Origin of the sequence: Acidovorax sp. LjRoot117 (genome assembly GCF_964252695.1) — a bacterium.
In the GTDB taxonomy this organism is placed as follows: Bacteria; Pseudomonadota; Gammaproteobacteria; order Burkholderiales; family Burkholderiaceae_C; genus Acidovorax.
On the sequence record NZ_CAXUPO020000006.1, the window covers coordinates 26,888 to 46,868 of the forward strand.

Annotated in this window: 23 protein-coding genes; 12 read left to right on the forward strand and 11 right to left on the reverse strand. The window is 64.6% G+C overall.

The features are described from left to right. Positions 1–134 precede the first annotated feature (134 nt). Positions 135–1,397: an MFS transporter gene (locus ACSQ3D_RS16610; protein ID WP_436127640.1), complete on the forward strand. Its 1,263-nt coding sequence runs from the start codon at positions 135–137 to the stop codon at positions 1,395–1,397. Between the two features lie 159 nt (positions 1,398–1,556). Here ACSQ3D_RS16610 and ACSQ3D_RS16615 read toward each other — a convergent pair whose 3' ends face one another. The 5 genes from ACSQ3D_RS16615 to ACSQ3D_RS16635 all read right to left on the reverse strand — a co-directional run bounded on the left by ACSQ3D_RS16615 (position 1,557) and on the right by ACSQ3D_RS16635 (position 5,247). Next, positions 1,557–2,390: a DMT family transporter gene (locus tag ACSQ3D_RS16615; protein WP_436127641.1), complete on the reverse strand. Its 834-nt coding sequence runs from the start codon at positions 2,388–2,390 to the stop codon at positions 1,557–1,559. Between the two features lie 93 nt (positions 2,391–2,483). Next, positions 2,484–3,191, reverse strand: a complete 708-nt coding sequence (locus tag ACSQ3D_RS16620) for an AraC family transcriptional regulator (protein WP_436127642.1) — start codon at positions 3,189–3,191, stop codon at positions 2,484–2,486. 18 nt (positions 3,192–3,209) lie between these two features. Next, positions 3,210–4,190 carry a lipoyl synthase gene (gene lipA, locus ACSQ3D_RS16625; RefSeq protein ID WP_436127643.1) on the reverse strand — a complete coding sequence of 327 codons (981 nt, stop codon included), beginning with the start codon at positions 4,188–4,190 and terminating at the stop codon, positions 3,210–3,212. A 24-nt stretch (positions 4,191–4,214) separates the two neighbouring features. Beyond that, on the reverse strand, positions 4,215–4,913 hold the full coding sequence (gene lipB, locus ACSQ3D_RS16630) for a lipoyl(octanoyl) transferase LipB (protein ID WP_436127644.1): 699 nt from the start codon (positions 4,911–4,913) through the stop codon (positions 4,215–4,217). A 13-nt stretch (positions 4,914–4,926) separates the two neighbouring features. Then, on the reverse strand, positions 4,927–5,247 hold the full coding sequence (locus ACSQ3D_RS16635) for a YbeD family protein (protein WP_056416701.1): 321 nt from the start codon (positions 5,245–5,247) through the stop codon (positions 4,927–4,929). A 275-nt stretch (positions 5,248–5,522) separates the two neighbouring features. Between ACSQ3D_RS16635 and ACSQ3D_RS16640 the strand changes: the two genes are divergently transcribed. The 9 genes from ACSQ3D_RS16640 (at position 5,523) to ACSQ3D_RS16680 (ending at position 12,705) form a co-directional block, all read left to right on the forward strand. After that, the gene (locus ACSQ3D_RS16640) at positions 5,523–5,996 is read left to right on the forward strand and encodes an ATP synthase subunit I (protein WP_056422903.1); all 474 of its coding nucleotides are present in this window, start codon (positions 5,523–5,525) and stop codon (positions 5,994–5,996) included. A 21-nt stretch (positions 5,997–6,017) separates the two neighbouring features. Beyond that, positions 6,018–6,896: a F0F1 ATP synthase subunit A gene (atpB, locus tag ACSQ3D_RS16645; RefSeq protein WP_010467223.1), complete on the forward strand. Its 879-nt coding sequence runs from the start codon at positions 6,018–6,020 to the stop codon at positions 6,894–6,896. A gap of 59 nt (positions 6,897–6,955) precedes the next feature. Further along, positions 6,956–7,225, forward strand: a complete 270-nt coding sequence (gene atpE, locus ACSQ3D_RS16650) for a F0F1 ATP synthase subunit C (protein ID WP_007847749.1) — start codon at positions 6,956–6,958, stop codon at positions 7,223–7,225. Between the two features lie 34 nt (positions 7,226–7,259). Then, entirely contained in the window at positions 7,260–7,730 is a 471-nt protein-coding gene (locus ACSQ3D_RS16655) for a F0F1 ATP synthase subunit B (protein WP_007847746.1), read from the forward strand. A gap of 10 nt (positions 7,731–7,740) precedes the next feature. Beyond that, positions 7,741–8,283, forward strand: coding sequence for a F0F1 ATP synthase subunit delta (locus tag ACSQ3D_RS16660; RefSeq protein WP_056416706.1), 543 nt, complete (start codon positions 7,741–7,743; stop codon positions 8,281–8,283). A 42-nt stretch (positions 8,284–8,325) separates the two neighbouring features. Beyond that, entirely contained in the window at positions 8,326–9,879 is a 1,554-nt protein-coding gene (atpA, locus tag ACSQ3D_RS16665) for a F0F1 ATP synthase subunit alpha (RefSeq protein WP_436127645.1), read from the forward strand. Between the two features lie 18 nt (positions 9,880–9,897). After that, on the forward strand, positions 9,898–10,764 hold the full coding sequence (atpG, locus tag ACSQ3D_RS16670; protein ID WP_056416711.1) for a F0F1 ATP synthase subunit gamma: 867 nt from the start codon (positions 9,898–9,900) through the stop codon (positions 10,762–10,764). A gap of 33 nt (positions 10,765–10,797) precedes the next feature. Next, on the forward strand, positions 10,798–12,204 hold the full coding sequence (gene atpD / locus ACSQ3D_RS16675) for a F0F1 ATP synthase subunit beta (protein WP_056416714.1): 1,407 nt from the start codon (positions 10,798–10,800) through the stop codon (positions 12,202–12,204). 84 nt (positions 12,205–12,288) lie between these two features. Beyond that, complete coding sequence (locus ACSQ3D_RS16680) at positions 12,289–12,705, forward strand: F0F1 ATP synthase subunit epsilon (RefSeq protein ID WP_056164895.1); 417 nt, start codon at positions 12,289–12,291, stop codon at positions 12,703–12,705. Positions 12,706–13,114: 409 nt separating this feature from the next. Here ACSQ3D_RS16680 and ACSQ3D_RS16685 read toward each other — a convergent pair whose 3' ends face one another. Continuing rightward, positions 13,115–13,408: a DUF4148 domain-containing protein gene (locus ACSQ3D_RS16685; RefSeq protein ID WP_436127646.1), complete on the reverse strand. Its 294-nt coding sequence runs from the start codon at positions 13,406–13,408 to the stop codon at positions 13,115–13,117. A gap of 331 nt (positions 13,409–13,739) precedes the next feature. Here ACSQ3D_RS16685 and ACSQ3D_RS16690 point away from each other — a divergent pair, with 331 nt between their 5' ends. Both ACSQ3D_RS16690 and ACSQ3D_RS16695 read left to right on the forward strand, forming a co-directional pair. Then, entirely contained in the window at positions 13,740–14,345 is a 606-nt protein-coding gene (locus tag ACSQ3D_RS16690) for a hypothetical protein (RefSeq protein WP_396507209.1), read from the forward strand. A 191-nt stretch (positions 14,346–14,536) separates the two neighbouring features. Continuing rightward, positions 14,537–15,127 carry an RNA polymerase sigma factor gene (locus ACSQ3D_RS16695; RefSeq protein WP_396507210.1) on the forward strand — a complete coding sequence of 197 codons (591 nt, stop codon included), beginning with the start codon at positions 14,537–14,539 and terminating at the stop codon, positions 15,125–15,127. Positions 15,128–15,367: 240 nt separating this feature from the next. Here the strand turns inward: ACSQ3D_RS16695 and sctC are convergent, their stop codons facing one another. Genes sctC through sctS form a run of 5 tightly spaced genes read right to left on the reverse strand, consistent with a single transcriptional unit; the run spans position 15,368 to position 19,943 of the window. After that, entirely contained in the window at positions 15,368–17,275 is a 1,908-nt protein-coding gene (gene sctC / locus ACSQ3D_RS16700; protein WP_235504016.1) for a type III secretion system outer membrane ring subunit SctC, read from the reverse strand. A gap of 35 nt (positions 17,276–17,310) precedes the next feature. Then, entirely contained in the window at positions 17,311–17,724 is a 414-nt protein-coding gene (locus ACSQ3D_RS16705) for a CesT family type III secretion system chaperone (RefSeq protein ID WP_436127647.1), read from the reverse strand. 25 nt (positions 17,725–17,749) lie between these two features. Beyond that, positions 17,750–18,802 (reverse strand): type III secretion system export apparatus subunit SctU, encoded by a 1,053-nt coding sequence (gene sctU / locus ACSQ3D_RS16710; protein ID WP_056416851.1) that lies wholly within the window; start codon positions 18,800–18,802, stop codon positions 17,750–17,752. Between the two features lie 8 nt (positions 18,803–18,810). After that, entirely contained in the window at positions 18,811–19,620 is an 810-nt protein-coding gene (sctT, locus tag ACSQ3D_RS16715) for a type III secretion system export apparatus subunit SctT (protein ID WP_056164708.1), read from the reverse strand. A gap of 53 nt (positions 19,621–19,673) precedes the next feature. Next, complete coding sequence (sctS, locus tag ACSQ3D_RS16720) at positions 19,674–19,943, reverse strand: type III secretion system export apparatus subunit SctS (RefSeq protein WP_436127648.1); 270 nt, start codon at positions 19,941–19,943, stop codon at positions 19,674–19,676. Between the last annotated feature and the right edge of the window lie 38 nt (positions 19,944–19,981).

A 19,981-nucleotide genomic window follows, 5' to 3' on the forward strand; every position in this document is an offset into this window, starting at 1 on the left:
GCTTTCTGGATAAGCGGTAGAGGCCTTTGGGATTCAATATCTGGCGGCTGGCCGCGGCCCTTGGCAACCCGGCGCAACGCCGCGCACCCGTCGCGACGGCGGTCGCGACGCTTACACATCTGATCGAGCCCTCCATGCAGCCCACCGCCCCCGCAGACCCCTCCCTTATCGACTCGCCCCAGGCGCTCCAGCGGCTGCTGGCCACGCTGGGCCTCGTCGTGCTGGGCAACAGCAGCATGTACGTGGTGTCGGTGGTGCTCCCCGCCGTGCAGAGCGAGTTCGGCATCGGCCGCGCGAGCGCGTCGCTGCCCTACACGCTGATGATGGTGTGCCTCGGCCTGGGCGGGCTGCTCACGGGCCGGCTGGCGGACCGCCACGGCCTGACCCCGGTGCTGTGGCTGGGCGCGCTGGCCGTGTTCGGCGGCTTTCTGGGCGCCAGCGTGTCCGGCAGCATCTGGGCCTTCGGCCTGGCCCACGCCATCATGGGCTTCATCGGCGGGTCTTCCACCTTCGCGCCCCTGCTGGCCGACACGGCCCTGTGGTGGAACCGGCGGCGCGGCATCGCGGTGGCGGTGTGCGCCAGCGGCAACTACGTGGCGGGCGCTGTCTGGCCGCCCATCGTGCAGTACGGCATCGACACCATCGGCTGGCGGCCCACTTACATGGCGCTGGGCGCCGTCTGCGGTGCGGGCATGCTGGCCCTGTCGCTGCGCATGCGCCAGCGCCCGCCGGCCATCCCGGCGCAGGCCACGGGTACCGGTGCCAGTGCCACGGCGGTGGACCGCAGCCTTCCCTTCGGCCTGGCGCCGGGCGCCGCGATGGCGCTGTTGTGCGTGGCCGGCGTGGCGTGTTGCGTGGCCATGGCCATGCCCCAGGTCCACATCGTCGCCTACTGCACCGACCTGGGCTTCGGCGCCGCGCAGGGCGCGCAGATGCTGTCGCTCATGCTCGCCTGCGGCATCGTGAGCCGCCTGGTCTTCGGCCTCATATGCGACCGCATCGGCGGCATCCGCACGCTGCTGCTCGGGTCTGCGCTGCAGGGCGTGGCGCTGCTGCTGTTCCTGCCCTACGACGGGCTGGTGCCCCTGTACGTGATCTCGGCGCTGTTCGGGCTGTTCCAGGGCGGCATCGTGCCCACCTACGCCATCATCGTGCGCGAGCACTTTCCGCCCAGCCAGGCCAGCGTGCGCGTCGGCGCCGTGATCATGGCCACGCTGGTCGGCATGGCGCTGGGCGGCTGGCTGTCGGGCTGGATCTTCGACCTGACCGGCAGCTACCACGCTGCCTTTCTGAACGGCATCGGCTGGAATCTGCTGAACCTCTCCATCACCGGCTGGCTGTTCTTGCGCCTGCGCAGCCAGCACGCAGCCGCGCATGGTACGGCGCTATCAAAATAGGAGCTGTCAGCGCTTGCTGATCGAGCGGCAGCTCCCCATTTCACTCACATCGTTCAAAACAGGGCGCGCCCAATGCCAGCGCTCCCGTGGATCTGGCTTGGCCAGTCCACCGGGTGCGTCCCCCCTTGGGGGGAAGGCGCGCAGCGCCTCAGGGGGGCTTCACTTCGCCCGCATTCCCATGATGGCTGCGCTGATGATCATGGCCGTGGCCAGCGCAATGCTCCAGCTGAACGTCCGCCCGCTCACCACGATCAGCAGGCTGGTGGAAGCCAGCGGCGTGATGTAGCTCAGGATGCCGATGTGCCGCGCGTCGCCCAGCTTCAAGGCCTTGTCCCACAGGAAGAACGAGGCCCCCAGCGGCCCCAGGCCGAGCAAGGCCAGCAGTGCCCAGTCGCGCGGCATCAACGCCACCGGCGGTTCCAGCGCCACATGGCACAGCAGCGACAGCACGCCCGACACCAGCCCGAACAGGCCGATGGCCGTGGTCGGGAACGCCGCCACCCGCTTGGTCAGCAGCGAGTAGGTGGACCAGATGAACGCGGCCGCCAGCGCGGGCAGGTAGCCCCAGGCCAGCGTGCCGCTCAACTCGCGGCCGCCGGCGATGGCAATCGCTGCGCCGCCAAAGCCCAGCAGCGCCGCCAGCACGTGCGGCAGGCGCAGCGACACGCCGGGCAGCACCACGGGTGCGAGCACCACGATGAACAGCGGCCACAGGTAGTTGACCAGGTTGGCCTCCACCGGCGGCGCATGGCGCAGCGCGATGAACAGCAGGAAGTGGTACGCGAACAGGCCGTACACGCCCAGCGCGAGCGTGCGCAGCGGAATGCGCCACTGCGACGGATCGCGCACCACGAACGGCCAGGCCGGCACGCTGCCGATGATGAGCGCGATGCCCGTGAGGAGGAACGGCGGCACATGGGTGAGCGACACCCCCAGCGACGCGAGCGAGGCCCACAGCGCAATGGCGCCCAGGGCGTAGAGATTGGCTTGCATGCCGCCGACTGTATGCGCACCGGGCCGCCGGCATCGTCGCGCAACGATGGCGTATCGTCGCGCAAGAGGGGAAGAGCCAGGCGCCTGCGGCTGCTACGGCCCCGCGCGGCGCAGCGCTGCGGTCAGCGCCGACGGCGATCGGTAGCCCGTGCGCCGCGCCACCTCGGCCACCGCCATGCCGCTGTCGCGCAGCAGCCGCGCCTGCGCCAGCCGCTGGCCGCGCAGCCAGGCCATGGCGCTGATGCCCAGGTCATCGCGGCAGCGTGCTGCGAACTGGCTCGCGCTCAGGTGCACCCGTGCGGCCAGGTCTGCCACGGTGATGTGTGCATCCCCCTGCTGTGCAGCCCAACCCTGCAGTTGGGCCCAGTCGATGGCCCTGCGCCGGGACGCAGGCCCTGCAGTGCCGCTGTGCGCCGCTGCGGGTGCCGGCAGGGCCTGCCAGGCTTCCAGAAGCAACGCGGGGCCGTGGGCCTGGGCCATCGGAAGGCCCTGCTGCAAGGCGCTCGCCAGATAGTGGGCCAGCGCCAGTGCCGGCGCGGGAGGCTTTGCGCATTGCGACCACGCGTGGTCCGGGCTGTCGAGCACCAGGCACACGCTTCCGTGGCGGGATTCGAAGTCGTGGCGGGCGCCGGGTTCAATCACGTATCCGCTGCCAGGGGCAACGCGCAGGCCGCGTCCCTCCACTTCCAGTTCCAGCGCACCGGACAAACCCATCAACACCTGGAAATGCCCATGGCTGTGGCTGCCTGGCGAGGCACCGTAGCTGCGCAGCGACAGGCTCGGCGCAGCGGTGGAGTCCATGGCAGCCGGGGTGCGGTATCAGACGCCAGCGGCGTGCGCCTGCTGGTCGGCGTGGTAGCTCGAGCGCACCATGGCGCCCACGGCCGCGTGGCTGAAGCCCATCTTGTAGGCCTCTTCCTCGAACATCTTGAAGGTGTCGGGGTGCACGTAGCGGCGCACCGGCAGGTGGCTGTTGCTGGGCGACAGGTACTGGCCGATGGTCAGCATGTCGATGTCGTGCTCGCGCATGTCGCGCATCACCTGCAGGATCTCTTCGTCGGTCTCGCCCAGGCCGACCATGATGCCGCTCTTGGTCGGCACCTTGGGGTGCAGCGCCTTGAACTTCTTGAGAAGGTTCAGGCTGAACTGGTAGTCCGACCCCGGGCGCGCTTCCTTGTACAGGCGGGGCGCGGTCTCCAGGTTGTGGTTCATCACGTCGGGCGGCGCGGCCTTGAGGATCTCGAGCGCGCGGTCGTCGCGGCCACGGAAGTCGGGCACCAGGATCTCGATCTGCGTGGTGGGCGACAGCTCGCGGATGTTCTGGATGCATTCGACGAAGTGGCCGCTGCCGCCATCGCGCAGGTCGTCGCGGTCCACGCTGGTGATCACCACGTATTTGAGGCGCAGCTGGGCAATGGTGCGGGCCAGGTTCAGCGGCTCGTCCTTGTCCAGCGGGTCGGGGCGGCCATGGCCCACGTCGCAGAACGGGCAGCGGCGCGTGCACTTGTCGCCCATGATCATGAAGGTGGCCGTGCCCTTGCCGAAGCATTCACCGATGTTGGGGCAGGACGCTTCCTCGCACACCGTGTGCAGGTTGTTCTGGCGCAGGATGTCCTTGATCTCGTAGAAACGCGTGGTGGGCGAACCCGCCTTCACGCGGATCCACTCGGGCTTCTTGAGCACTTCGCCCTGCTCCACCTTGATCGGAATGCGCGACAGCTTGGCCGCGGCCTTCTGCTTGGCCAGCGGGTTGTACGTTTCGGTGGATTGCGCTTCGCGGACGACTTCAGGGGTGCTCATGGCGTGTAGGCAGCGTGGTGGAGGTCAAGGCGCAAGGCGGATGCTGAGCTGCTGGCCCAGCACCTGCGCGGCTTCGTCCCAGGTGGTGTGGACCCCGATTGTAGAAAGGTCCACCGTTTGCAATCCTGCGTAACCGCAAGGGTTGATGCGGCCGAAGGGTTCCAGGTCCATCGCCACGTTGAGCGCGACACCGTGGTAGGTGCAGTGCCGGCTTACCTTGATGCCCAGCGCGGCGATCTTTCCCAGGCCGTCGAAGTCGGGCTCCGGCGGTGCGCCATCCACGGCGCGCTTTTGCGGGCGCTGGGGCAGCATCGCGTGGCTGTGCGGGTCGGCAAGGCGGATGTAGATGCCCGGTGCCCCCGCCACGCGGTGGCCCGTCACGCCGAAATGCGCCAGGGTGCGGATCACCGCTTCTTCGACCCGGTAGACATACTCCTTGACGAAGTAGCCGGCCCGTCGCAGGTCGACCAGCGGGTAGGCCACGACCTGCCCGGGGCCATGGAAGGTGACCTGGCCGCCCCGGTTGGTCGGCACCACCGGAATCTCGCCGGGCTGCAGCAGGTGGTCGCACTTGCCCGCGATGCCCTGGGTGTACACGGGGGCGTGCTCGCAGAGCCAGAGCGCATCCGGGCTGCCGTCCGCGCGCGTGGCGGTGTAGTCCTGCATGGCCTGCACGGTGGCGGCATAGTCCACCCGGCCCAGCGTGCGGATCTCGATGCTCATGCGCCGCGGCCGCTCAGAGAACGATCTTCACCAGCGGGTGCGAAGACAGTGCGGTGTACAGGCCGTCCAGCTGTTCGCGGCTGGTGGCGGTGATGGTGATGGTTATTCCGAGGTAATTGCCGGCCCGGCTGTCGCGCAGTTCAATGGTGGCGGCGTCGAAGGTCGGGTCGAACTGGCGGGCCAGTTCGGTGACGGCGTGCACGAAGCCGTCCACCTTGGCGCCCATGACCTTGATCGGGAAGCTCGAGGGGTACTCGATCAAGGAGTCCTTGCGCGAGTCGTTAGGCTTTGGGGTGTCGTGGCCGTTCGCTGGCGGCTGGGAGGAAGAGGTCATGGTGAGCAGTGCTTCGGTTTCTATAGCGGGAAAGCCTTGTCCATTGTGCGCCAAAGTGGTGAGCGTGCCAGGCCGAGAGCCTGCAGATGTGCGCCGACGCGGTGCGTGCCTGCACCCGCCGGGTGCACGGGAACTGTCGCGCCGTCGCACACCGGAGCACGCAAGTGCACAGTTTTCGGCGCACGATTGCGGGTCTTTGCTGACCTACATGGGTTTTTACTTATAATTAGAGGCTTTGTGAAAGTTTCGGTCTGTAACGCGGGCGTCATTCAACAATGAAAACAATCGCTCCTGAGACGGAAACTGAGGCTGATGAATCCGACTTCAAGCCCCTGACTGCCCAAGAGGCCGAACAGTGGCGCAGTCGCCACCTTCCCATCTCGGTGTGGAAGGTAGTGCTGGGCCAGGCGGTGGTTGGAATGCTGGTGGCCCTCGGGGCCTGGGTTCTGACGGGCAGGGTGTCGGTGGGCTGGTCTGCAGCGTACGGCGCTCTGGCGGTGGTCTTGCCGGCGGCCTTGTTTGCACGGGGGGTGCTGCGCCACAAGGCGTCTGCCAATCCGCGTGCCGCCATGGTGGGATTCTTCGGCTGGGAAATTGCCAAGATTGTGTTGACGGTGCTGCTGCTCGCAGCGGCGCCCCGGCTCGTGCCGGGCTTGAGCTGGATCGCTTTGCTGGTAGGCATGGTGATCACAATGAAAACGTACTGGGTGGCACTGATGGTGCGGCCCGGTGTTCGAAAAACCGATTGATAGTTACAAGAGAGTTGTCCGATGGCCGCAGAAGCGCACGCTCCGACTGCAAGTGAATACATCGTTCACCACCTGCAGCATCTTCAAAACGTCAACCAGACCAAGATCGTCGACTTCACGGTCATCAACTACGACTCCATCATCGTGGGTTTGGTTCTGGGTGCCCTCACGCTTTTGATCCTGTGGTCAGCTGCCCGTAAGGCAACTTCCGGCGTGCCCGGCCGTTTCCAGGCGGCGGTGGAAATGCTGGTCGAGATGGTGGACAACCAGGCCAAGGCCAACATCCACAACGCCGAAAGCCGCAAGTTCATCGCCCCCCTGGGCCTGACGGTGTTCGTCTGGATCTTCCTGATGAACTTCATGGACATGCTGCCCGTGGACCTGCTGCCCGCCATCTGGGCCCAGATCTACGGCGCCGCCGGCCATGATCCGCACCACGCCTACCTGCGCGTCGTGCCCACGGCCGACCTGTCCACCACCCTGGGCCTGGCATTCGCCATCCTGATCCTGCGCTTTTGGTACAGCGTCAAGATCAAGGGCGCCGGCGGCTGGGCGCACGAACTCGTGTCGGCACCCTTCGGCACCAGCAAGAATCCCATCTTCGCCCTCATCCTGGGCGTGGTCAATCTGCTGATGCAGATCATTGAATATGTGGCCAACACCGTATCGCATGGCATGCGGTTGTTCGGCAACATGTACGCCGGTGAACTGGTGTTCATGCTGATCGCCCTCATGGGTGGCGCAGCTGCACTGTCGCTGTCGGGTGTGCTGCTGCCTGTGGGCCACGTCATCGCTGGCACCATCTGGACGCTGTTCCACATTCTGGTGATTTCGCTGCAAGCCTTCATCTTCATGATGCTTGCGCTGATCTACCTCGGTCAGGCGCACAACGCGCACTAACGGTTCCCTTTTCGTTTCTCTTTCCTTTTCAACTTTTCTTTTTTAACTCAGGAGTCATCATGGAAAACATTCTCGGTCTCGTCGCTCTGGCTTGTGGTCTGATCGTTGGCCTCGGCGCTATCGGCGCTTCCATCGGCATCGCGCTGATGGGCGGCAAGTTCCTCGAATCGTCGGCACGTCAGCCTGAGCTGATCAACGAACTGCAAACCAAGATGTTCATCTTGGCCGGTCTGATCGACGCTGCGTTCCTGATCGGTGTTGCTATCGCTCTGCTGTTCGCTTTCGCCAACCCCTTCGCTTCCACGTTCTTGGCCAACCTGCCCAAGTAATTCCCGTTCAACGCCACTCTAGAAAGGTGTTGCCGTGAGTATCAACGCGACCCTGTTCATTCAGGCCATCGTCTTCCTGATCCTGGTGTGGTTCACGATGAAATTCGTGTGGCCCCCGATCGCGAAGGCGTTGGATGAACGAGCCCAGAAAATCGCCGAAGGCCTCGCTGCTGCCGACCGTGCCAAGTCCGAACTGACCGCTGCCAACCAGCGCGTCGAGAAGGAACTGTCACAGGCACGCAACGAAACGGCCTCGCGTCTTGCGGACGCCGACCGACGTGCCCAGGCCATCATCGAAGAAGCCAAGGCACGCGCCACGGAAGAAGGCAACAAGATCGTTGCTTCCGCCCGTGCCGAAGCCGAACAGCAAACGGTGCAAGCCCGCGAAGCCCTGCGTGAGCAGGTCGCCGCGCTGGCCGTCAAAGGTGCAGAGCAGATTCTCCGCAAGGAAGTCAATGCCGGCGTTCACGCCGACCTGCTCAACCGCCTGAAGACCGAGCTGTAAGGGGACACACATGGCTGAACTCGCCACCATTGCCCGCCCTTACGCCGAAGCCCTGTTCAAGGCCGCTACCGCGGGTGCGGGCATGGACCTGGCCAGCACCGCTGACTGGGTCGATGAACTGGCGGCCATTGCCGCCAACCCCCAGTTGCGTCTGCTGGCGGACAACCCCAAGGTGACGGCAGACCAGGTGTTTGCCGTCTTCACGGGTGTTGCGCGTTCGGCACTGCCTGACACGGCCAAGAACTTCCTGCGCACGATCATCGACAACGGGCGCCTCGCCGCGCTGCCGGAAGTCGCTGCACAGTTTCGTACCCTCGTGAATGGCCGCAGCGGATCTTCGGATGCTGTGGTGCACAGCGCTTTCCCGATGGACGCTGCAGCACTGGCTGAGGTCGGCTCGGCGCTCGAAAAGCGCTTTGGCCGCAAGCTCAACCTCACTGCTCAGCTGGACCAGTCCCTGATCGGTGGCATTCGCGTAGTGGTGGGTGACGAGGTGCTGGACACTTCGGTCAAGGCCCGTCTTGAACAAATGAAAGCGGCCCTCACCGCGTAACGCGCGGCGAGGACAGCGAACCAAAGAAAGAAGGAAAGAGTCATGCAACTCAATCCCGCAGAAATTTCTGAACTCATCAAGAGCCGCATCGAAGGTCTGGCCGCCAGCACCGATATCCGCAATCAGGGTACCGTGGTGTCCGTGTCCGACGGTATCGTGCGCGTTCACGGCCTGTCGGAAGTGATGGCCGGTGAAATGCTCGAGTTCCCTGCCACCAAGGACGGCCAGCCCTCCTACGGCCTGGCCCTGAACCTCGAGCGCGACTCCGTCGGCGCCGTGATTCTGGGTGAGTACGAACACATCTCCGAAGGCGACACCGTCAAGTGCACGGGCCGCATTCTGGAAGTGCCGGTCGGCCCCGAGCTGGTCGGCCGCGTGGTGAACGCCCTGGGCCAGCCGATCGACGGCAAGGGTCCCATCAACGCCAAGCTCACCGACGTGATCGAAAAGGTCGCTCCGGGCGTGATCGCCCGTAAATCGGTGGACCAACCCCTGCAGACCGGCCTGAAGTCCATCGACTCCATGGTGCCCGTGGGCCGTGGCCAGCGCGAGCTGATCATCGGTGACCGCCAGACCGGCAAGACCGCTGTCGCCATCGACGCCATCATCGCCCAGAAGGGCCAGGGCGTGACGTGTATCTACGTCGCCATCGGCCAGAAGGCTTCGTCGATCAAGAACGTGGTGCGCGCGCTGGAACAAGCCGGTGCCATGGAATACACGATCGTGGTGGCCGCATCGGCCTCCGAATCGGCTGCCATGCAGTACGTGTCGGCCTACTCGGGCTGCACGATGGGCGAATACTTCCGCGACCGCGGCCAGGACGCCCTGATCGTTTACGACGATCTGTCCAAGCAAGCCGTGGCCTACCGCCAGGTATCGCTGCTGCTGCGCCGCCCACCAGGCCGCGAAGCCTACCCTGGCGACGTGTTCTATCTCCACAGCCGCCTGCTCGAGCGCGCAGCCCGTGTGAACGCCGACTACGTCGAAGCCTTCACCAAGGGTGAAGTCAAGGGCAAGACCGGTTCGCTGACCGCACTGCCCATCATCGAAACGCAAGCCGGCGACGTGTCCGCCTTCGTTCCGACCAACGTGATCTCGATCACGGACGGCCAGATCTTCCTGGAAACCAGCCTGTTCAACGCCGGTATCCGCCCCGCCATCAACGCCGGTATCTCGGTGTCGCGCGTCGGTGGTGCCGCCCAGACCAAGCTGGTGAAGAACCTGTCCGGCGGTATCCGTACCGACCTGGCCCAGTACCGTGAACTGGCTGCGTTCGCGCAGTTCGCTTCCGACCTGGACGAAGCCACCCGCAAGCAGCTGGACCGCGGTGCCCGCGTGACCGAACTGCTCAAGCAGGCACAATACAGCCCGCTGCCCATCTCGCTGATGGGTGCCACGCTGTTCGCTGTGAACAAGGGCTTCATGGACGATATCGACGTCAAGAAGGTTCTCGACTTCGAACACGGTCTGCACCAGTTCCTGAAGACCAGCCACGCCGCACTGCTGGCCAAGCTGGAACAGGCCAAGGCCATGGACAAGGATGCAGAAGCCGAATTGACCGCCGCAGTCGCAGCGTTCAAGAAGTCGTTCGCTTAAACCGGACGAGGAGCGATCATGGCAGCAGGCAAGGAAATACGCGGCAAGATCAAATCGGTGGAAAACACCAAGAAGATCACCAAGGCCATGGAAATGGTGGCTGCATCCAAAATGCGCAAGGCGCAGGAACGGATGCGGGCTGCCCGCCCTTACAGCGAAAAGATCCGCAACATTGCAGCCAACCTCGGCCACGCCAACCCCGAATACGTGCACGCGTTCATGAAAGTGAACGATGCCAAGGTGGCTGGCGTGATCGTGGTGACCACGGACAAGGGCCTGTGCGGCGGCATGAACACCAACGTGTTGCGTGCCGTGACGACCAAGCTGCGTGAGTTGCAAGGCGCGGGTGTGTCGACGGAGGCGGTGGCCATTGGCAACAAGGGCCTGGGTTTCCTGAACCGCGTCGGCGCCAAGGTGGTGTCGCATGTGACGGGCCTGGGCGATACGCCGCATCTGGACAAGCTGATCGGCCCCGTCAAGGTGCTGCTCGACGCCTATGCAGAAGGCAAGATCAACGCGGTGTACCTGAGCTACACCAAGTTCATCAACACCATGCGTCAGGAATCGGTGGTGGAGCAGTTGCTGCCGCTGTCGTCCGAGCAGATGCAGGCCGAGAAGACCGAACATGGCTGGGACTACATCTACGAACCCGATGCCCAGACCGTGATCGACGATCTGCTGGTCCGCTATGTCGAATCCCTGATCTACCAGGCCGTTGCGGAAAACATGGCGTCCGAGCAGTCGGCACGCATGGTGGCCATGAAGGCCGCCACCGACAACGCCGGCAGCGTCATTGGCGAGTTGAAGCTGGTCTACAACAAGACGCGCCAGGCAGCGATCACGAAAGAACTTTCGGAAATCGTGGCTGGCGCCGCTGCTGTGTAAGCAGCTCAACCAACATCTAAATTGGAGCGAAAAATGGCTCAAGTGCAAGGCAAGATTGTTCAATGTATCGGCGCTGTGGTGGACGTTGAGTTCCCGCGCGACCAGATGCCCAAGGTGTATGACGCACTCAAGCTCGAGGGCTCGGCCCTGACGCTGGAAGTGCAGCAGCAACTGGGCGACGGCGTGGTGCGTACCATTGCCCTCGGCTCGTCGGACGGCCTGCGTCGCGGCCTGATGGTCAGCAACACCGCCAACGCCATCACCGTCCCAGTGGGCAAGGCCACGCTGGGCCGCATCATGGACGTGCTGGGCAACCCCATCGACGAACGCGGTCCGGTGAGCCAGGAGCTGACCGCATCCATCCACCGCAAGGCCCCTGCGTACGACGAACTGTCGCCTTCGCAAGAGCTGCTGGAAACCGGCATCAAGGTGATCGACCTGGTGTGCCCGTTCGCCAAGGGCGGCAAGGTGGGCCTGTTCGGCGGCGCCGGCGTGGGCAAGACCGTGAACATGATGGAACTCATCAACAACATCGCCAAGGCCCACTCGGGGCTGTCGGTGTTCGCTGGTGTGGGCGAGCGTACCCGCGAAGGGAACGACTTCTACCATGAAATGGCCGATTCCGGCGTGGTGAACCTGGAGAAGCTCGAAGAGTCCAAGGTCGCCATGGTGTACGGCCAGATGAACGAGCCCCCAGGCAACCGTCTGCGCGTGGCGCTGACCGGCCTGACCATCGCGGAATCGTTCCGTGACGAAGGCCGTGACGTTCTGTTCTTCGTGGACAACATCTACCGCTACACGCTGGCCGGTACCGAAGTGTCCGCCCTGCTGGGCCGCATGCCTTCCGCCGTGGGCTACCAGCCTACGCTGGCCGAGGAAATGGGTCGCCTGCAAGAGCGCATCACCTCGACCAAGGTCGGCTCGATCACGTCCATCCAGGCCGTTTACGTGCCAGCCGATGACTTGACCGACCCATCGCCCGCCACCACGTTCGCTCACTTGGACTCCACCGTGGTGCTGTCCCGTGACATCGCTTCGCTGGGTATCTACCCCGCCGTGGACCCGCTGGACTCCACCAGCCGCCAGCTGGACCCGAACGTCGTGGGCGAAGACCACTACGCCACGGCCCGTGCGGTGCAAGGCACGCTGCAGCGCTACAAGGAACTGCGCGACATCATCGCCATTCTGGGCATGGACGAACTGGCTCCCGACGACAAGCTGGCCGTGGCCCGCGCTCGCAAGATCCAGCGTTTCCTGTCGCAGCCTTTCCACGTGGCCGAAGTGTTCACGGGCTCGCCAGGCAAGTACGTTCCCCTGGCTGAAACCATCCGTGGTTTCAAGATGATCGTGAACGGCGAATGCGACCACCTGCCAGAACAGGCGTTCTACATGGTCGGCACCATCGACGAAGCCTTCGAAAAGGCCAAGAAGGTGGCCTGATTGCCCGGTGGCTGAGCAGCGCCACCGCGCTGCCCGGCCGTCCACTGCAGTCAAGCAACCCATCCCCTTTTCCTAGGAGCAATGATGAACACCATCCACGTTGATGTGGTCAGTGCCGAAGAGTCCATCTTCTCCGGTGAAGCACGCTTTGTCGCGCTGCCTGGCGAAGCCGGCGAACTGGGCATCTTTCCCCGCCACACCCCGCTGATCACCCGGATCAAGCCGGGCTCGGTGCGCATCGAAATGGCCGACGGCCGCGAAGAATTCGTGTTCGTCGCCGGTGGCATTCTGGAAGTGCAGCCCAACCGCGTGACCGTGCTGTCCGACACCGCCATCCGCGGCAAGGACCTGGACGATGAGAAGGCCAACGCTGCCAAGGCCTCGGCCGAAGAAGCGCTGAAAAACGCCAAGAGCGAAATCGATCTGGCCAAGGCACAGTCCGAACTGGCAGTGCTGGCTGCCCAGTTTGCAGCCCTGCGCAAGTTTCGCCAAAAGAAGTAAGGCGACGTCGGAGTTGCTGTATCGGCAACCTTTCAAGAAAAACCCGGCTTTGCCGGGTTTTTTTATGGACCGACGGATGACCAGTTCGGCAACTCTGTCCGTCGTCGAATGAACCATCTAGCCAGCCGAACATTTCGGCTGAACGTCGGCCCTGTGCGGCCTGCCTTCTCTGGACTTGGAGCACTTGCCAACTGATGCTGGTGCGCCGCCAGCGGTGTCCATCGATAGCGGGCAACCAAGCTTGAAGGTCAGGCGAGATGTACTGTTCGCCAACGACAACGGGCTCCTTGATGGAGCCCGCTTTTTTGTGCAACGGAGGGCTGTTTCAAACCACCCTGCGCAGCGGCGACACCCAAAGGCATCGCCACGATCGGGTGGCAAACAATGATGCCCCCCCGAACGTTGTTGCTTACATCGCGCTGATTTCGCCCGAAGGAATCGTGCCAGCACGCACGGCTTCAGCAGCCTGGGCACGCACGGCAGCGCGGTCGGCCGTGGACTTGTAGGTCACGACGCGCGAACCAGCAGGCTCGATGCTGCGGGTCTGGGCAACGGTGGAGGCTTCGGCAGCCACTTCTGCGCGGGTGCGGTTCGTGTCGAACTTCGTGGCGAATTGCGAAGCGTCGGCTTCGTCCGCGTGGGCACCGAAGGCAGCGAAAGCGGACACAGCGGCGATGGAGAGGAAGCGTGCGGTCTTGTTCATGATGAAAGTCCTTGAAGTTAAAAAGCGTCTCAATAAAGCCGGTACAAAACCATTCTTGAACCGGGTTCGGTGAGTCGCCTTGCGGGTTCGGCTCATCGATGGGTTGAACTGTACGCCGGTGGTGTCCAGAGAAAAACCACCCAGTCACGAACTGAATGTTCCAGTATTGCGAACAATGATCGCGCTACACTGATCCGCATCAGCGTCCCGCAGACACACCATTGCCAAAATCCGGCCTGATGTCTGCTGACAATCGTTTGCAAACCAGTGGAACCGCAACGAAGTCCTTGTTACTAAACTAGCGACGAACCCCCTCAATAGCCTGTTTCGTGTGAACGTTTCCAACCGCCTCTCTCCTGCAGATGCCATTGCCCGCCCTTCGCTGGACGCGTTCCAGCAAGCCGCGCAGGAAGGGGACTGGGTGCACGTCAGCCGGGACGGCGCGCAGTGGAAAGTGCTGGGCACCGGGACCACGCCGTCCCAGCGGTCCGTGGCCTGGATCGAGCCCGGAGCAGATTCCACATCCGCCTTCGTGGGGGCGCTGGGCCAGAGCTTTTCGCAGGGCATTCAGGCGTCGGTCGTGCGCGAGCTGGGGTTGGGCCCCGCTCCGGGCAAACCGCTGTCGTCACGCACCGTGATGCAGGCCATCGACATGGCGCAGACTAGCCGTCAGACGATGCAGGGTGTGGATTTTCTGACCCAGCTCACGGTGAGTGCGGCGGGGCACTCAGCGGGGTTCAAAGAAGCCTGCCGGTCCAGCGGGATTTCGGCGGACGCTGTGACGCCACAGCAACGCGAATCGATCGATGCCGCCATGCAACAGCGGTTCGACCTTGCGGCGCGCGAAGGGCGCTCGCCGGTGGCCCTGCAAACTGCGCGCGATTGGCTGCGTGACGAGCTGCAAGCCCTGCAGCTTTCCCGTCCACACGCAAACTGATGGCGGCGCCATCCGCATAAGCACGCAGCGCACACTTCTTGCTGTACAGGTGGGAATTCCTCTGTGAAAATCCCCCTGTGCACGCCCATTTTGTAACACTTATTACCAATTCTGGAGCCCATCCAGCTGAGTGTGCACACCCGGAATATCCGCCCCTGGCGATGCCCGGACACGATAGCGAATCTGAGAGCTTGTCGGCTTCCTACGCCGCGGCGGACACCCCGGAGCGAGTGGGCGATCTGCGCGAGCACGAAGTGGTCGAGCGCGACGCCCTGTTTCGCACGCTGGTGCAAGCCCATGGCGTGCGCCTGCACCGCTTCATCATCAAGAACATCGGCAACTCCACCGATGCGGAAGACCTGGCACAGCAGGCATTCATGGAGGCTGTGCGCTCTTACGAGACGTTCAAGGGCCAGTCAGAACTGTCCACCTGGCTGTACGGCATTGCCATGAATCTCGTGCGCAATCACCTGTCACGGGCCCCCCATCGGCGCTACGAGTTCACCGACGAGTCTGAGCTGTCAGAGATGGCGAGCGAGCACCTCACGCCTGCGCAGGCCGTGGAACAGGCACAGCACCTGCGTTTTCTGGAAGAGGCGATGGCCGAGCTTCCGGAGAGCATGCGGGACATCCTCCTGATGGTGGCGGTCGATGAGCTGTCGTATGAAGACGCCGCAGCGTTGCTGACCGTGCCTGTCGGCACCGTGCGCAGCCGTCTGTCGCGAGCCCGCAGCGCCTTGCGCGCAAAGCTTCTGGCCCGCGGCGTGGAATTCGAGTTCTGACACTGGCGCGTGCGCGGTGAAGGAGAGGCTGGCGTGCTGCCCGCACTGCATGCCGTCCAGCCAGCAGAGACCCCGGCCCGGACGCCGCACGACCCGGGTCCTCGCGCTTCGAACAAACCGATCCCGCCGCGCCCTCAAGCGCCTTGAGCTGCCCACGCCTTGCGGAGGGTGGGGCAGAGCGCGGGGCATGGCACCCCTCTCCGCCAGTTGCCGAAGATCCCCCGGCCTTGTTGCGCCGCTCTACTGCTGCGTGGCGGGATTCCCGGTCATCGGCGGCAAGTATGCCGGGGCCACCGGTGCGGGCTGCGGCACATTCAGCGGGGGCATGGCCACCGCAGGGCCGGTGCGCAGCGCATCCGCCGCCGATACCACGTTGGAGGGCAGCGATACCAGCCGGGGCTTGATCATGAACACGCGTTCACGCGACTGGACGTTGTTGACGCGGTTAGAGAAAAACAGGCCCACGACGGGCACGGCGCCCAGGCCAGGCACCTTGTTCAACTCGTTGGTCCGCTGCGTGCTTTTGTAGCCGCCGATGACCAGGGTCTGCCCTTCGCCGACGATGGCCTGGGTGCTCACCACGCTGCGCCGAACGGTAGGAATGGTGTCGACCGTCGTTTCCTGGATCTGCCCGTCCTCGATGTCCACGTCCAGCTGGATGACGGGCCCCTCATCGCGCTGAACGAAGTGCGGCGTCACCCGCAAGGTCGTGCCGGCCGTGATCGGCGTGATGGTGGCCACGCGTTCACCGATGCTGCGGATGTAGAAGGTCTCGGACAGGTCCAGCAGTGCCCCGATGTTGTCGATGGTGAGGATGGACGGACGCGACTGGATGGATGCCTCTCCGGTGCCCTCCAGCGCGCGGATGCGGCTCATCAGGAAGTTGCCCGAGCTGACGACGAGGCTGGTGGGGTCCACGCTGGCGCCACGCTGCAGGGCGCCCAGCACCAAGTCGTTGCCATCGTCGACCCGGGTCATGTTGCCGAAGCCTCCCACGCTGCCACCGCGGCGGCCGCTCCAGGAGATGCCCAGCTCGTCCAGGCGGCTGGAGTTGATGTCGATGATCATCGCCTCGATCTCGATCAGCGGCGTGGGGATATCGAGCTGATCGATCAGCGCCTTGTACAGCGGTATGCGCTCGGGCGTGTCCTGCACGATGATGGCGTTGAGCCGCGAATCCGCCTGGATGGAGGGCGCCAGCCGCCGGGTGGACGACACGCTCGCCGCCCCGGAAGAGCCCCCGCGCCCGCCCACACCTGCGGCCGGGCCCGAGCCAGAACCCTGGGCGTTGGTCGCGCCCGTGCCTGACGCCGTTCCATTCGCCGAGGCCGCAGGCCCGGTCTGCATGCCGGAGCTTGCAGGGTCGAAGGAGATGCCGGCGGTGTTGGCCGCCACCGGCATCCCTGCCATGTTGCCGGACTGTCCTGCCACCGACGACAGCAGTGCGTTGTTCACCCCGGCAGTTCCAGCACTGCCGCTGATGAGGTTGCGCAGCACCTGCGCAAGCCCGGGCGTCGTGATCTGCCGGTCGCGGTAGAGAATGGTCCGGTCGTCCACCGACGCGTGCTTCAGGCGGAACACGGCCACCTGCTGTCCGCCCGCCATCAGCGGCAACGAGGCCATCGTGCGCTCGATCAAGGCCACGTAGGCGGGCGGGCCGGAGACCAGCGCCACCCCCTGCTCGGGCAATTCACCCCATCCGAAGCGTGTGTCCAGCACGCCCAAGCTGGTCAGCGCCTGGCGGACCGTGGCGATGCCGCTGCCGCCGCCAGTGATGCTGCGGGTGCTCATTTCGGTGGTGCGGCTCACGAACAGCGTGCCGGCGTGGGTGAACCAGGTCAGCCCGTAGACGCTGGCCATCCGGTCCATGAACTCGGTCGGATTCTGTGCGTTGAATCGGCCGTTGACCTTGCCCTCCACCAGCGGCGAGAGTTCGAGCGACAGGCTGAAGCTGCTCGCAAAGTCCCGCAGCACGTTGGCGATGGGCGCGTTGTCTGCGTAGTAGCTGTAGGGCGCGTTGGCCCACGGCGGCGTGCCGGCCTGCGCGGGCGCAGCGCCCAGCAGCAGCGCGCATGCCAGGGCGATGGCGGAGCCCAGCGGGCCAGCGGCCGGCATGCGTGGGAAGAAGGAGCGTGGAGTGGCGTGCATAGGGTTCGGATCGTGCGCAGGGACCGGGGGATCAATCAGACGGTGGCGATGGCCTTGGACCAGAACGCCAGGGCATTCACAAAACCGCCCACGGCGTCGTCGATATCCTGGCCGGAGGCTGCAGGCGCCGTCTGCTGCAGCCAGATGGCGCGCGCGCGCTCATCGACCACGCAGCCGCTGGCATGGTCCTTCATGGTGCCGCAGGCCAGGCGCGCAACGCCCAGCAGCATGTCGTCCCGGGCCGGGCCGGGCTCCGGCAAGGTGCGCAGGCGCGCGCTCACTGCCACACCACCCTGGGGCAGTGCGCGCAGGCGGATGCGGTAGATGCCGTCCACGGTCATGTCGACGGGGGCACTGCTGGCGGCGCCCGGTGCCACCAGGCCGTGCTGGCTGGCGTAGGCCTGCAGCAGGCGGGCGGAAGCGGGGTCTGCGGGGGCGGATGATTTCATGGTGTTTCGGGATCGGGAGCGACGTTCAGGACAGGCCCGGATCGGCATTCATCTGCTGGAGCAGGCGCAGCAGTTCCGCCACGGGCTCCACCAGCTCGGAAGGGATGTACTGGCCGGCTTCGGCATGTTCGGTGAGGGCGCGGGCCAACGGAATGTTCTGCATCACCGGCACACCGGCTTCGCGGGCTGCCTGCATCATGCGTTCGGCCAGCGCGCCTTCGCCCTTGGCCAGCACCACGGGCAGCGGCGTTTCTTCGGCGTCGTAGCGCAGGGCCACGGCCAGGTGGGTGGGGTTGGTGACCACCACGGTGGCCTTGCGGGAGCTTTCCACGGCGCCGTGCTGCATCATCTCCTGGTGCAGGTGCTTGCGCTGGTGCTTGATGTGGGGGTCGCCCTCCATCTCCTTGTATTCCTGCTTGATCTCGTCCTTGGACATCATCAGCCCCTTGCGGTACTGGTACCGCTGCCAGGCGAAGTCGGCCAGCGCAATGGCGCCATAGGCCAGGCCGATGTGGATGAGCATGGTCTTGAGGAGCGCGGCCACCACCTGCCCCAGGCCCGGCAGGCCGGCCTGCGGAATGCTCGTCATGATCGGCAGCGCGTCCTTGATCAGCAGCGTCAGCAGGGTGGACAGGAAGGCGATCTTGAGGATCGACTTCAAGAACTCCATGAGGTTCTTCTTGGAGAAGATGTTCTTGAGGTTGTCCAGGACGTTGAGCTTCTTGGCGGACGGCTTGAGTTTCTCGAAGGCGAACAGCACGCCCACCTGCAGCGCATCGGCAAACACCCCGGCGCCCAGCACGATGCCGATGATGGGGAGGGTGAGCCACGCAGCTTCCCGCAGCAGTTCTTCCACCAGGGTGTTGGCCGCTTCGTTGAAGCCCAGCTTGAGCAGCGTGGTGGGCAGCAGGATCATCTGGCCCATCACCTCGACCATGTGCCCGGCACTGGCGAGCAGGTAGCCGAAGATGGCCAGGATCAGAAAGGTCTGTGTGAAGTCCTTGCTGTAAGCGACATCGCCCTTTTGCCGCGAATCGCGCAGGCGCTTGGAGGTAGGTTGTTCGGTCTTTTCGCTCATGGTGCTCCTCAGCCGCCGGACGGCGCCGCCCACTGCTCGCGCAGGAAAGGCAGGATGTGGCCCATGGACTCGACCTGCTCCGCGCCGTACTCGAAGAGCGACGCCCCATAAAGCAGCAGCACCAGCATCGCCAGCGCGCTCTTGATGGGCATGGCCATGAAGAACACCTGCAGCTGCGGCGCAAAGCGGCTCACGAGCGCCAGGCCGATCTCGGCGAGGAACATCGCCACCAGCACCGGCGCCGCCAGCAGCATGGCCATGCGCACCAGGCGGTCGAGCTGATCGAGCAGCAGGGGGATCGATTCAGGCCGCAGCGTGGGCGCCCACTGGGTCACGCTCCACAGGCCGAAGCTGTCGTACAGCACGCCCAGCAGCAGCGTGAAGCCCCCCGTGATGAGAAAGAACACGATGAACGCCTGGTTGAACAGGATGCCCAGCGGCGACGAGTCGTTGCCCGTCAGCGGGTTGAGCGTGGACGCGATGCTGGCCCCGCGCTGGTTGTCCACCAGGAACCCGACGGCTTCGAAGATCCAGAACGGGATGGCGGCGATGTAGCCGATGACGAAGCCGATGAACGCTTCCTTCATGATCAACAGCAGCAACTGCGCCGCGTGCAATTCGGCCACCGCGATCTGCCCGGACAGCGCGGGCACCATGACGATGCCCAGCGACACGGCCACGGAAATGCGCAGCAGGCCCGGCACCAACTGGGTGTTGAAAAGCGGTAGGACGATGAACATGGCCAGGATGCGCGGTTGTGTCAGGGCCAGCGTTCCGATGAACGTCTTGGCTTCCTGGTAAGTAACCGGCAGGTCCATGCGGTTCCGTCCTGTGCGTGTGCGGGCTGAGGGCGTTGCTGTCCGTGCGGGGCTCAGCGGCCCAGCAACGGGATGGAGTCGAAGATCTGCACCGTGAAATTGAACATTTCGCCGCCGACCCAGCGGGCCGTCAGCAAAATGGTCACGGACACGGCGATCAGCTTCACGCCGAAGGACAGCGTCTGCTCCTGGATCTGCGTGAGCGCCTGGAACAGCGAGAACAAGGTACCCACGACCGAGCCCACGACGATGGGTGGCAGGGACAGCCAGAGCACCAGGTACAGCGCCTGGGTGAAGAACGAAACGACGTCGACGGATTGCATGTCAGTGGTCCAAGGTAGGGTGTGCCGCGCGTGGTGTT